Here is a 13,009-nt window from a genome sequence, read left to right on the forward strand (position 1 = left end):
CTTTATACATTCTCCAATTGGAAATCTTCGTTTTGTTTTTCATAATCCAAATGTTCCTCATTTAACACTTGAATAAATTCAATATTAAGCTCTTTTTCAATTAATTTCTGACGTACATCTCTCTCTGATTCCGCTTCAACGTACATAGCGTTCGTACGTTCGCGTACAGGAACTTCTTTCGACAGCTCCTGATATAAAACTTTAAATACCATTCATCAATCTCTCCTTACTAGATATAATTTCCATAAATTTTTCTAAATGTAATGATAGCACGTTTTAATTTAGTTAGTCATTAAAAAATAAAGGTGAAATTGTCATACTCCGCTATATGACAGTACTTTTTAAGCATAGCTCTTACGTTCCATGATTTTTTTCCAACGTTTTCGAAGCCTTCTTCTTAGACGCTTCATCATGTGCATCCATCTCCTTTCACCGATGAAGAAAGACACTAAAAACGCTAAACCGCCCAATCCCTGTTATCTATAGTATAATACGGATTGCGTAAGAAAGAAACATTTTGGTTCAATCAATTTGTTTTATCATTCGTAAAACTTCTCAAATATATCCTCTCATGCTAAAGTATAGCCAGCACATGTATACTTTATAAAATGGATGAGTAAACAGAGTTTGGAGGAAAAAATATTGGCTGAAAAAATTGCATTTTTTGATATTGATGGAACTCTACTTAATCATGATAAAGAGCTTCCGGTTTCTACGATTCAAGCGGTAAAAGACCTGCAGAACAATGGGGTGTTTTGTGCTATAGCTACTGGAAGAGCGCCATTTATGTATGAACAAATCAGGGAAACCCTTGGAATCGATTCCTACGTTAGTTTTAATGGACAATATGTAGTATTTGAAGGCGAACCGATTTATAAAAATCCGCTTTCCTACGAACATTTAGAAGAGCTTCATCAGGATGCCCACAAAAATAATCACCCGATGGTTTTTATGAATGAAAAGGGTATGAGAGCGACCACCGAGGAAGATCATTTTATTAAAGAAAGCTTAAGCTCCCTTCATTTTCAGTATCCTGCGGTCGATCACAAATTTTATCACCAAACTGAAATTTATCAATCCTTACTTTTTTGTGAGGGGAATGAAATAGACTATTACAGGGATCGCCATCAAAAATTCGATTATATACGCTGGCATGAACTTTCCTGCGACGTTTTACCTTCAGGAGGCTCTAAAGCGGAGGGTATTAAACAAATGATCAGAGCTGCGAACTTAGACCTGAAAGATACGTATGCGTTCGGTGATGGTTTAAATGATATAGAAATGTTAAGCGAAGTAGGTACAGGTGTGGCCATGGGTAATGCTGTAGACGCTGCTAAGCAAGTGAGCGATTATGTGACGGGCGACGTAGCAGAAGATGGTCTTGCCAAAGCAATTTATGAATTAAAATTGCTGTGATAACTGGAGGTTTCATTCTTCAGGCTAATCCTTATGAGAATAGATTGACTGGTAAGCTTCTAGAAGACAATAGCTTTAGGAGGTTCACCACCCTCTCGCATAAAGTGTGTTATTCTCAAAATTACAATTTTCCACATATCCAGTTGACAGCACAGCCGAAAGTCTTAAAGATGACTATTTAACAATTTTGACATTTCAACTAATGCTTAATTATAAAAAACAACTTAAATTACTCATAAAAAATCGCTCCACCCGTTGAAATGTTAGTGACTATACTTAACAAACAACGAATGGAGCGATTTTTATAAGTAACTCTCAGCAGCCTTAATATTCTTGGTAGTTTTTTCGCTTTAAAAGCTTTACGTACAGATTATTTTCATATCTTACCGATCAACTGGTTTTGCACCCTCAGGTTCCTTGAAAGGATTATCGGGATCGATGTGGTCGTAAAACATCACGCCATTTAAATGATCGATTTCATGTTGGAATACAATAGAGGCATAGTCCTTCAATCTCAGTTTCAGGTCGTTACCTTCCAAGTCAGTGCCTTTAACAGTGATGCGACGGTATCTTCCTACATAACCAGGTACTTCACGATCAACAGAAAGGCAGCCTTCTCCTGTCGATAGATATGTACGTTCTACGGAATGACTGACTATTTTAGGGTTGAAAATACCGTAACTGTATAATTTGTCATTGAGGTCAATAAAGTGTACAGCAAGCATCCGTTTATTCACATTGATCTGAGGAGCGGCAAGCCCTACACCAGGGCGTAAGCCATATCTGTCACAAACTTGTTCATCCTGGCTGTTTTTCAAGTATTCAAGCATCGCTTCTAACGTTTTAACATCTTGTTCAGAAGGTGGTAATTCTACTTCGTCCGTTACTTTTCTTAGGGCGGGGTGACCTTCACGAACGATATCTTCCATCGTAATCATCCTATGACATCCTTTCTATATATAAGCACACATTACACATTATTCTAACACATAAATGACTTCAAGTGATTTGTTGAACAAAAATTGCGTATGCTTAAACCGAGCCTTTTAATTTTTGTCAACTTACTTTAATATTAAAATAGCAATTTAATATATACATATAATTCTTACGCAAAAAAGGGGGAAAAGAAGTGGGGTATTTAAAAATTGTGACGTCTCTGTCTGCTGCGGCTTTTTTGATGGTAGGATGCTCTAACCAAACACCTGAAGAACAGATCCATGAACATTTAGAAGAAGCCGTTTCGCTTGAAGAGACTTTCCAGGAACAGCAGCAGCCTTTGCAAGAACTAGAAGCCGAAGAAAAAGAAATTTATAACGAGATTATTGAGATGGACGCAGAGCAGCTTGATGAGATTCAAGAACAATCCAACGAAGCTGCGGAAATTGTGCAAGAACGCAAGGAACTTATTGATACTGAAAAAGAGAGTATTGATGAAGCAAAAGAAGAATTTGACGAGATTGAATCTCCTGTAGAAGATTTAGAATCAGATGAAGCCCAGAAAGAAGCTAATCAATTGATTGAAACGATGGATAAGCGCTATGAAGCATATAACAGTTTAAACGAAGCTTATCAGGCAGCGCTTAGTTTGGACTCAGAGTTATATGAGATGATGCAGGACGAAGACCTTGCAAAAGATGATTTACAAGCAAAAGTTGATGAAATCAATGAAAGTTATAATGAAGTAATCGAAGCAAATGACGAATTTAATGAATTTACAAAAGAGTACAATGAACAAAAGAAATCTTTTTACGAATCAACTGATCTAGAGATTAATTATGATGAATCGTAAAAAAGCTCCTTTTGTTTCTTATTTCAGATTGAAGGTATGATGAGCCCTATAAAAGAGCCGACTTACTCATAGTCGGCTCTTTTATTTGCATCTGAGATTGAAAAAACGTAAAATTAATACAGGCTAATAATTTCATTAGTACAGAATTGGGAAATGACCTTTTAATTATAAGAGGCCCTTTACCGCTATAGGAACTAATCAATACAAAGTTTATTTAAATATGAGAGATTGACGACTCCTATAGATTAAGCTAAACTACAGTAGGGAAATGTATTGTACTAATTAAGAATTTACTGAAATTGTAACAGTTACACTTACAAATACTTCAATGATTAATAAATAACAGTTGAGGGTAAATTCTTAAGAGGTAATCGGTACAGTTTTTTTACAATTTTGGGAAGGCTAGAACTAGCATCCAATTTTAAAAGAAGAAAGGAAGAGGTGGATTACTTTGAAACGAGTTCTCGAGAATATCGAAAATCAGTTTGAAATGTTTCAAATCCTTAATGAAGAAGGCAAAATCGTCAATGAAGATGCTATGCCTGATCTTTCAGATGAAGAGCTTAAAGAAATAATGAAGCGTATGGTCTACACAAGAATTTTGGATCAACGTTCAATTGCACTAAATAGACAAGGACGCTTAGGGTTCTATGCTCCAACAGCAGGGCAGGAGGCTTCCCAGCTAGGTAGTCAGTTCGCTTTAGAAAAAGCTGACTTCATTTTGCCGGGATATCGTGATGTACCACAATTGATTTGGCACGGGCTTCCGTTGTATCAGGCGTTTCTTTTCTCGCGTGGTCACTTTAAAGGGAATCAAATGCCGGAGGGTGTTAATGCAGTAAGCCCTCAAATCATCATTGGTGCTCAAATTACACAAGCTGCCGGCGTCGGACTAGGTTTTAAAAAGCGTAAAGAAGACGCTGTAGCGATTACTTATACAGGTGATGGCGGTGCCTCTCAAGGTGACTTCTATGAAGGAATTAACTTTGCAGGTGCATTTGGCGCCCAATCCATTTTTGTCGTTCAAAATAACCGTTTTGCTATTTCTGTTCCAGTAGAGAAGCAGTCTGCTGCTCAAACAATTGCTCAAAAAGCAGTTGCTGCTGGTATCGAAGGCATCCAAGTAGATGGTATGGACGTGCTTGCAGTATATGCAGCGACTAAGGAAGCTCGTCAACGCGCTGTAGACGGTGAAGGACCTACATTGATTGAAACACTCACTTATCGTTATGGACCTCACACTATGGCTGGTGATGACCCTACACGTTATCGTACGGAAGATATGGATAATGAATGGGAAAAGCAGGACCCAATTGTTCGCTTCCGCACATTCCTTGAATCTAAAGATCTCTGGTCTGAAGAGGAAGAAAACGAATTGATTGAAAAAGCTAAAGAAGAAATAAAAGCTGCAGTTAAAGAAGCAGATAATACACCAAAACAAAAAGTAACTGATCTTATAGAGAACATGTACGAAGAACTTCCTTCCAACCTTCAAGAGCAAATGGAAGAATATAAGGAAAAGGAGTCGAAGTAAATCATGGCACAAATGACAATGATTCAAGCCATCACAGACGCGATGCGCACTGAACTTAAGAATGACGAAAACGTGCTCGTATTTGGTGAAGATGTTGGCCAGAACGGCGGCGTATTCCGTGCAACAGAAGGTCTTCAAGATGAATTCGGAGAAGAGCGTGTATTTGACACCCCTCTTGCTGAATCCGGAATCGGTGGTTTGTCCATCGGGCTTGCACTAACTGATTTCCGTCCTGTACCTGAAATCCAATTCTTTGGGTTTGTATACGAAACTATGGACGCAATCAGCGGACAGATGGCTCGCTATCGTTACCGTACAGGTAACACTCGCAGCATGCCTATTACAATCCGTTCTCCTTTTGGCGGCGGTGTTCACACTCCTGAACTTCACGCGGACAGCCTGGAAGGTCTTATGGCACAGCAGCCAGGACTTAAAGTCGTTATTCCTTCCAATCCTTATGATGCTAAAGGACTTCTTATCCAGTCGATTCGTGACAATGACCCGGTCATTTTCTTAGAACACATGAAGCTTTACCGTTCATTCCGTGAAGAGGTCCCTGAAGAGGAATATACTATTGAACTAGGGAAAGCAGAAGTGAAGCGTGAAGGATCAGACGTGACTTTAATTGCTTATGGTGCTATGGTGCACTCTTGCCTGAAAGCGGCTGAAGAACTTGAACAGGACGGAATAAGTGCAGAAGTAATCGACTTGCGCACAGTAAGCCCGGTCGATTATGAAACAATTCTCGCTTCTGTTGAAAAAACTAATCGTGCGGTTATGGTTCAAGAAGCACAGAAGCAAGCGGGTATCGCGGCTAGTGTCGTTTCTGAGATCCAGGAGAAAGCGATCCTTCATCTTGAAGCGCCAGTACTACGTGTAGCAGCACCGGACACAGTATATGCGTTCACACAAGCTGAAGAAATATGGCTTCCTAACCATAAAGATATTGTTGAAAAAGCTAATAAAGTAATGAATTTTTAAATCCTAATTACAGGAGGTAATTATCGTGGCGTTCGAATTCAAACTCCCTGATATCGGTGAAGGTATCCATGAAGGTGAAATCGCAAAGTGGTTTGTTAAACCTGGTGATGAAGTAAAAGAAGATGATGTACTTTGTGAAGTACAAAATGATAAAGCAGTCGTAGAAATTCCTTCTCAAGTGGATGGTACTGTCAAAGACATTCACGTTGATGAAGGTGAAACGACAACAGTGGGTACAGTAATTATCACTATTGATGATGGTTCTGAAGATGCCCCGGAAGAATCAGCTGAAGATTCCAAAGAAGAGCCGAAAGAAGAAAAGCAGGAAGAAGCAAAAAGTGAGTCTAAAGATGAAAAACCTGCAGCAGACTCTGAGGAAGATGCAGAGGATGATGATAAGCGTGTCATCGCTATGCCTTCAGTTAGGAAGTATGCCCGTGATAACGAAATTGACATCCGAAAAGTTCAAGGCTCAGGCAAAAACGGCCGTGTCCTAAAAGAAGATGTCGATCAATTCTTGAGCGGAGATCAAGCTTCAGCAACTTCCGAGCAAACTACTGAGGACGCTGGTGAAGAAAAAGCAACTGAAGAAACTTCTTCACAATCTGCACCTGCAGCAGGAGAAGCATATCCAGAAACTCGCGAGAAAATGAGCGGAATCCGCAAAGCAATTGCTAAAGCGATGGTTAATTCCAAGCACACTGCTCCTCATGTTACGCTTATGGATGAAGTGGATGTTTCTGAATTGGTTTCCCACCGTAAGAAATTTAAAGCAGTTGCGGCTGAGCAAGATATCAAATTGACTTATCTTCCTTATGTAGTGAAAGCACTTGTTTCGACTCTGAAGAAATATCCAGTATTAAATACATCTTTAGATGACAATACGGATGAAATTATTCAGAAACACTACTATAATATTGGTATTGCGGCTGATACAGATAAAGGCTTACTTGTACCGGTAGTAAAAGATGCTGATCGTAAATCCATCTTCTCTATCTCAAGTGAAGTAAATGAACTAGCTGTAAAAGCTCGCGATGGTAAATTAGGGTCTGATGATATGAAAGGCGCTTCTACAACAATAACTAACATTGGGTCTGCTGGCGGACAGTGGTTCACTCCAGTAATCAATCACCCAGAAGTTGCGATTCTTGGTATCGGCCGTATCGCTGAAAAACCAGTAGTTCGTGATGGTGAAATAGTTGTAGCTCCAGTTCTTGCAATTTCATTAAGCTTTGACCACCGTATGATTGACGGTGCAACAGCTCAACATGCAATGAATAACATCAAGCGTTTACTGAACGATCCACAACTAATTATGATGGAGGCGTAAAGTATGGTAGTAGGAGATTTTCCAATTGAGTTAGACACATTAGTAGTAGGTGCAGGACCCGGCGGCTATGTAGCTGCTATCCGTGCTGCACAAACTGGTCAAAAGGTTACAATTGTTGATAAAGGAAATCTTGGAGGAGTATGTCTTAACGTAGGCTGTGTACCTTCCAAAGCCCTTATTCAAGCAGGTCACCGTTTTGAGCATGCAAAAGGTTCTGAAGACATGGGAATCAAGTCTGAAAAAACGACTGTTGATTTTTCCAAGGTACAAGAGTGGAAAGGATCAGTTGTAGATAAACTTACTGGCGGTGTTGAAGGACTTCTTAAAGGAAATAAAGTTGACATTGTTAAGGGTGAAGTTTATTTCGTAGATAAAAACACTGTTCGTGTAATGGATGACAAAAATTCTCAAACTTACACGTTCAATAACTGTATTATTGCGACAGGTTCCCGCCCTATCGAAATTCCTGATTTCAAATTCTCTGACCGTGTCATCGATTCTACGGGTGCTTTAGCTTTACAAGAAGTACCTAAGAAGATGGTTGTCATTGGAGGAGGCTATATCGGTACAGAGCTTGGTACTGCGTATGCTAACTTCGATACAGAGGTTACCATCCTTGAAGGAATGAAGGATATCCTAGGAGGATTTGAAAAACAAATGTCTTCTCTAGTCAAACGCCGATTGAAGAAGAAAGGTGTGGACGTCGTTACAAACGCGATGGCCAAAGGAGTAGAGGAAACAAAAGATGGTGTTACAGTTAAGTATGAAGTTAAAGGCGAAGAGAAAACAATTGACGCTGACTACGTATTAGTAACTGTAGGGCGCCGTCCGAACACGGATGAAATCGGTCTTGAAGAGTTAGGCATCGAGATGAGTGATAAAGGTGTTATTAAAACGGACAAACAGTGTCGTACAAGCGTAGATAACATCTTTGCGATTGGTGACATCGTCGATGGCCCTCCATTGGCTCACAAAGCTTCTTATGAAGGAAAGATCGCTGCTGAAGTTATTTCAGGCGAGAAATCTGAAGTCGATTATCTCGGTATCCCTGCGGTAGTCTTCTCAGATCCAGAGCTTGCTACAGTCGGGTATACTGAACAGGAAGCTAAAGATGCAGGATACGAAGTGAATGCTTCAAAATTCCCATTCGGAGCTAACGGTCGTGCCCTATCTCTTAACGATAGTGACGGTTTCTTGAAATTGATCACTCGTAAAGATGATGGTCTTGTTATCGGTGCGCAAATTGCTGGACCGAATGCTAGTGATATGATTGCTGAACTTGGTTTAGCTATTGAATCTGGAATGACAGCAGAAGATCTAGCTTTAACAATCCACGCACACCCAACATTAGGTGAGATTACGATGGAAGCTGCTGAAGTAGCTATGGGACAGCCTATTCATATCGTAAAATAATCATGAATTTCATTAAAAACTCCTAAGCCGGAAAGGGCTTAGGAGTTTTTGTTATTGGATAGAGCGACTGTATTATCTAAAGTGCTTTTTATTTCGCTAGGATCACTATTGTTTCCACTAATTGATTGAATGAGTTCCCCATCCTTATAAATAACAAGAGCTGGCAGTTGGTCTGCAGAAATGTTAATATCTTCAGAACTTAGTGTAGTTTCTTTAAATGACAGGAACCCATCATCTTCTTGAGCAGTTTTCCAGTTTAAAAGGGCAGACATGTAATCATTAGCCTGCTCCTGATCATCAGGGTGGCTGTATAAGTTAATTTTATATCCGGAAGGCTCAGCGCTTATTAGTTTAATTGTTTCATCATTTGCTTCGCAGCTTGAGAGCGTACATGCTAATAAGCCAGTTATAAGTATAGTCATGAAAGTTTTCAGCATACTTTTCACTCCTTCTTCACAATTAAGAGTGTATCAGACAGAAGTTCAAAAACATCTGTTGTTATATAACTGTCATGAAGATGATAAATCTATGTTTTGTGTTTAATAAGATTGTTATAAAGACTTTTTTATGTAAAAAAAGAGGTTCTAAGCCAATTGTTGGGGAGGATCAAATCTCCTACTCCTTATCCTACTTGAAATCCTTTACAATTTTTAAAATGAAGATGTAGTAATACTTCCAATTGAAGGTGGTCGTACCTTAGCTTATCGCTTAATTCCAGTCCTTCTGTGAGGTTGGTAGCGTTGTAAGATGGAATTTCTCTGTAAGAATCGTTTATCTCAACCGCAAACATAGCGGCGCTTCTTATATTAATGGTAAGACGCGCGCTCAAATAGCTTGAGGTGCTGCACCCTTTGAAGGCGGTAATCGTACACTCACATCATCTTCAAACCGGGCATGTCTGGTTTTGTTTGGGAACCTTGACTAAAATGCGGAAAAAACCCTCCACTTGTTCCAATTGAGTGGCCGCTGCATCTTCTAATCACGGTAATGACATGTTAAAATGCCCATTCACACAGCTTCCTCACACACTTTGTTCTAGACAATCCAAGTGTGGTAGAAAGAGGAGCTTGTGTGTATTTTATATTTAAATTTTCTAAGACCCTAACAAACATTTTAGAGCCAAAAAAAGAGGACTTCCGTATAGGAAGTCCTCCTTTTATTATTTTGCACTATTCTTCTTTTTAATCCCGACTTTTTTTCCTTCATTTTGAAATTCTTTAAATAGGGAGATACACATTAGGATTAATAAGACTGTAAAAGGTAATGAGGTTATTATTGAAACAGTTTGTAATGCAGTTAAACCGCCCGTAGCCAGCAGGATAGAAGCAGTACCTGCTTGCACAACACCCCATATAAACTTAACTTTAATATCAGGATTCAAGCTGCCGTTCGTCGTCTGCATTCCTAGAACGAATGTAGCCGAGTCTGCAGAAGTAATAAAGAAAGTACTGATCAGCAGTAATGCAATGACTGACATTACGCCACCTAATGGTACGTGCTGTAACGCTGAGAAGAGAGCGACTTCTTCTCCTATATCACTTACATCACCATAAATGTCTTGTCCATGGAAGAACTCAAGGTTAATAGCCGTTCCGCCGAATACAGAGAACCATAGGCAGCCAAATATTGTAGGGACTAAGAGTACTCCAAGAATAAATTCACGAATCGTACGTCCTTTTGAAACGCGGGCAATAAAAGTACCTACGAAAGGCGACCATGAGATCCACCAGGCCCAATAGAAGATTGTCCAGTCTCCGACCCACGTGCTGTCTTCTGAGAATGGTGTCATTCTAAAGCTCATGTATGGTAAATCCCTAACATATGAGCCGAAGGTAGAAGTGAAATAATCCATAATAAAGTTAGTTGGACCTGCAAATAGCAGGAAGAACATGAGCAATAAGGCTAAGACGATGTTTGTATTACTCAAATATTTAATTCCTTTATTTAATCCAGTCATTGCGGAAGTCATAAAGAGTATAGTTACGGCCGCGATAATAATGAATTGGAGTGTTACTGTGTTTTCAATTCCATCAAACTGAAAGGCTAGGCCGCCAGCAATCTGCAGTGCGCCAAAACCTAATGAAGTGGCTACTCCGAAGATCGTGGCGAACACTGCAATAAAATCTACTGTCGTACCAATTGGTCCTTTGACCCTCTTTTCACCGATCAATGGCACGAGAACGGCACTAATAACCCCGGGAGCTCCTTTTCTGAATTTAAAATAAGCTAACGCCAAAGCGACTACTGCATAAATCCCCCAAGGATGTAATCCCCAGTGAAAAAAGCTGTATTTCATCGCTTCTTGTGCGGCAGTTTGACTTTCGGCTTCAGTATCTAGGCCGGGTGGTGCATTAAAGTGAGAAATCGGTTCTCCGGCTCCCCAGAATACCAGGCCGATCCCCATTCCAGCACTGAACAACATGGCGAACCACGTAATGTATGGATACTCAGGTTCATCTTCTTCTTTACCGAGTTTAAGCTTTCCGTATTTAGAAAATACTAAATAAATGGCAAATATGAGGAATCCTGTTGCAGAAAGTAAGTAGAACCATCCGAATTTATCTGTTATAAAACCCTGGATGCTTGTAGTTACTTCCGAGATATTCGAGTCGGGCCATGCGCCCCAAGCAATAAATAGACCTGCTACTAATAGTGAGATATAAAAGACTTTTGAAACTTGTTGCATATCAAACATCCTTTCCATTGAATTTACGAGAAATTGTAAGAGAATCCAATGCATGAAATTCCTGGTTGATCTTTAAATAATAGTTGTTCCATAGTGTCATCTCAATTCTTAAAAGTACTAATGAGCAATCAAGAAAATTATGCATGTGAATAACTTACAAAAGGTTAAAATAAAATAAGTCCCGCAACTTATCTTACCCGTATGTTCACATTAAATTGTAACTTCTTAGAGGTCTGACTTTTTTGTTGGCTGCTCAAAACTTTTCAAGAATCCATGTTTAAAATGGGGAGAACTTAAACATAGATGAAAATTGAGCTGAGTGGAGGAGAATATCATAAGATAACTTTTAAGAATTGAGATGATAGTACCAATCAGTATATTACCCAACATCCAAGTGAACGAAACAAAAAAGCTGTCGAAGAATGTTGAAAACAACAAAGGAATTGGAATCCACTATTCTTCCAACTACTAAAGACATAAGAAAAAGCCCAATTTTTTTGGGCTTTCATAAAGAATAAAACGAATATCGAATTGTGTCAACTTCCTATGTTCCATTCAGAAATAACAGACAATTAATTATGAATCAAAAGTCTCATTTATTTATTTTTCAAAAACTTTAAATGACTATAGTGAAAAGTGATAATTAAATAGCCTATAATATGAATATACAGATATAGTAAATAGGGGGGCAAATATGAAATATTGGGTTTTAGTGGTTATTTCGTTATGTTTACTGGCTGCTTGCGGTGATGAGGAAGCAATGAAGCAAGAAGAGGAGTCTAATGGTGACAGCAAGTCAGTTACCGTGGAAAAAGAAGTAGAGGAACCGTCAGAAGACTCTTCAGCTAAGGAAGAAGAGAAAGAAAAGAAGGAAGACGCAGCAGGGGAAGAGGACGGTAGTGTAGAACCCCAATACATAATGAACAACATTTGGACGTTTGAGCCAATTGAAGATGCAAAGGAAGATGTTGTATTATTAACGTTTGACGACGCTCCTGACCAGTTTGGGCTGGAAATGGCGAAAAAATTAAAAGAATATAATGCTCCTGCGATATTTTTCGTGAACGGTCATTTTATCAACACTCCTGAAAAAGAAGAAATCTTGAAGAAAATTTACGATATGGGATTTGCAATTGGCAACCATACGATGTCACATCCTTCTTTGCAAGATATTTCAGTAGAAGAACAAAAAAGTGAAATTGTGGGTTTAAATGATCAGATTGAAGAGATAACAGGGGAACGTCCTGAATTTTTCAGAGCTCCATTTGGTCAAAACACAGAGTATACAGAACAATTAGCGAAAGATGAAGGTATGCTGTTAATGAACTGGACATATGGCTATGACTGGGAAGCAGAATATCAGGATGCTGAAAGTTTAGCGGATATCATGGTCAATACAGAGTTGTTAGTCCCTGGAGCTAATTTATTAATGCACGACAGGGAATGGACCGCTGAAGCTATCCCTCAAATCATTGAAGGATTTGAGGAAAAAGGTTATGGTTTCATTGATCCTTCTAGGATAATGCTGGATGAAAAAAAAGAACGGTGAGCAGTGCTCATCGTTCTTTTTTTTGTTATAAGCGAATATACATGTAATGGTGACTTATTAGTATGGCACATTTTAAAAAAAGTTATACTAAAGGGCTTGAAATTTTAAATGTGTCATATTAAAATAAGAATTACGTTGAAAGCGATTTCAAATACTTACTAAGGTGGGATAATGAAAATGGGAACAATTATTTGCCAAGATTGTCAAAAAGTAATCGAGCATTACGAGAATGAAAAAGTATCGACTATTTACAGCAAATGTCCATCCTGTAACCAGCCAAGTAAATAAATTTGAAAAAATGAAGGGGCGTC

Annotated in this window: 12 protein-coding genes; 8 read left to right on the forward strand and 4 right to left on the reverse strand. The window is 38.9% G+C overall.

Annotation, left to right across the window (positions count from 1 at the left end):
* Positions 1-2: 2 nt before the first annotated feature.
* Positions 3-212, reverse strand: a complete 210-nt coding sequence (locus LF817_RS04810; protein WP_253934642.1) for a DNA-dependent RNA polymerase subunit epsilon — start codon at positions 210-212, stop codon at positions 3-5.
* 400 nt (positions 213-612) lie between these two features.
* Between LF817_RS04810 and LF817_RS04815 the strand changes: the two genes are divergently transcribed.
* Complete coding sequence (locus LF817_RS04815) at positions 613-1,416, forward strand: Cof-type HAD-IIB family hydrolase (protein ID WP_253934643.1); 804 nt, start codon at positions 613-615, stop codon at positions 1,414-1,416.
* Between the two features lie 383 nt (positions 1,417-1,799).
* Here LF817_RS04815 and def read toward each other — a convergent pair whose 3' ends face one another.
* Positions 1,800-2,354, reverse strand: coding sequence for a peptide deformylase (def, locus tag LF817_RS04820; RefSeq protein ID WP_253934644.1), 555 nt, complete (start codon positions 2,352-2,354; stop codon positions 1,800-1,802).
* Between the two features lie 191 nt (positions 2,355-2,545).
* Between def and LF817_RS04825 the strand changes: the two genes are divergently transcribed.
* The 5 genes from LF817_RS04825 (at position 2,546) to lpdA (ending at position 8,463) form a co-directional block, all read left to right on the forward strand.
* Positions 2,546-3,205: a YkyA family protein gene (locus LF817_RS04825; protein ID WP_253934645.1), complete on the forward strand. Its 660-nt coding sequence runs from the start codon at positions 2,546-2,548 to the stop codon at positions 3,203-3,205.
* Between the two features lie 451 nt (positions 3,206-3,656).
* A complete protein-coding gene (pdhA, locus tag LF817_RS04830) occupies positions 3,657-4,739 on the forward strand; it encodes a pyruvate dehydrogenase (acetyl-transferring) E1 component subunit alpha (protein WP_289217257.1) in 1,083 nt (360 codons plus the stop codon).
* A gap of 3 nt (positions 4,740-4,742) precedes the next feature.
* The gene (locus LF817_RS04835; protein ID WP_253934646.1) at positions 4,743-5,720 is read left to right on the forward strand and encodes an alpha-ketoacid dehydrogenase subunit beta; all 978 of its coding nucleotides are present in this window, start codon (positions 4,743-4,745) and stop codon (positions 5,718-5,720) included.
* A gap of 25 nt (positions 5,721-5,745) precedes the next feature.
* Positions 5,746-7,050 (forward strand): dihydrolipoamide acetyltransferase family protein, encoded by a 1,305-nt coding sequence (locus LF817_RS04840; protein ID WP_253934647.1) that lies wholly within the window; start codon positions 5,746-5,748, stop codon positions 7,048-7,050.
* Between the two features lie 3 nt (positions 7,051-7,053).
* Positions 7,054-8,463, forward strand: a complete 1,410-nt coding sequence (gene lpdA / locus LF817_RS04845) for a dihydrolipoyl dehydrogenase (protein ID WP_253934648.1) — start codon at positions 7,054-7,056, stop codon at positions 8,461-8,463.
* Between the two features lie 38 nt (positions 8,464-8,501).
* Here the strand turns inward: lpdA and LF817_RS04850 are convergent, their stop codons facing one another.
* Both LF817_RS04850 and LF817_RS04855 read right to left on the reverse strand, forming a co-directional pair.
* Positions 8,502-8,900: a hypothetical protein gene (locus tag LF817_RS04850; protein WP_253934649.1), complete on the reverse strand. Its 399-nt coding sequence runs from the start codon at positions 8,898-8,900 to the stop codon at positions 8,502-8,504.
* A gap of 722 nt (positions 8,901-9,622) precedes the next feature.
* Positions 9,623-11,149, reverse strand: a complete 1,527-nt coding sequence (locus tag LF817_RS04855) for a glycine betaine uptake BCCT transporter (protein WP_253934650.1) — start codon at positions 11,147-11,149, stop codon at positions 9,623-9,625.
* A gap of 694 nt (positions 11,150-11,843) precedes the next feature.
* Between LF817_RS04855 and LF817_RS04860 the strand changes: the two genes are divergently transcribed.
* Positions 11,844-12,698, forward strand: a complete 855-nt coding sequence (locus tag LF817_RS04860; protein WP_253934651.1) for a polysaccharide deacetylase family protein — start codon at positions 11,844-11,846, stop codon at positions 12,696-12,698.
* Positions 12,699-12,875: 177 nt separating this feature from the next.
* The gene (locus LF817_RS04865; RefSeq protein WP_253934811.1) at positions 12,876-12,986 is read left to right on the forward strand and encodes a GapA-binding peptide SR1P; all 111 of its coding nucleotides are present in this window, start codon (positions 12,876-12,878) and stop codon (positions 12,984-12,986) included.
* Positions 12,987-13,009: the final 23 nt, after the last annotated feature.

Origin of the sequence: Halobacillus sp. A1 (assembly GCF_024189295.1) — a bacterium.
Lineage (GTDB): Bacteria > Bacillota > Bacilli > Bacillales > Halobacillaceae > Halobacillus_A.

Excerpts from the sequence above, each read along its gene's own strand:
- LF817_RS04810 (WP_253934642.1), bottom strand. The coding sequence starts at position 212 with ATGGTATTTAAAGTTTTATATCAGGAGCTGTCGAAAGAAGTTCCTGTA.
- LF817_RS04815 (WP_253934643.1), top strand. The coding sequence starts at position 613 with ATGAGTAAACAGAGTTTGGAGGAAAAAATATTGGCTGAAAAAATTGCA.
- def (WP_253934644.1), bottom strand. The coding sequence starts at position 2,354 with ATGATTACGATGGAAGATATCGTTCGTGAAGGTCACCCCGCCCTAAGA.
- LF817_RS04835 (WP_253934646.1), top strand. The coding sequence starts at position 4,743 with ATGGCACAAATGACAATGATTCAAGCCATCACAGACGCGATGCGCACT.
- lpdA (WP_253934648.1), top strand. The coding sequence starts at position 7,054 with ATGGTAGTAGGAGATTTTCCAATTGAGTTAGACACATTAGTAGTAGGT.
- LF817_RS04850 (WP_253934649.1), bottom strand. The coding sequence starts at position 8,900 with ATGCTGAAAACTTTCATGACTATACTTATAACTGGCTTATTAGCATGT.
- LF817_RS04855 (WP_253934650.1), bottom strand. The coding sequence starts at position 11,149 with ATGCAACAAGTTTCAAAAGTCTTTTATATCTCACTATTAGTAGCAGGT.
- LF817_RS04860 (WP_253934651.1), top strand. The coding sequence starts at position 11,844 with ATGAAATATTGGGTTTTAGTGGTTATTTCGTTATGTTTACTGGCTGCT.
- LF817_RS04865 (WP_253934811.1), top strand. The coding sequence starts at position 12,876 with ATGGGAACAATTATTTGCCAAGATTGTCAAAAAGTAATCGAGCATTAC.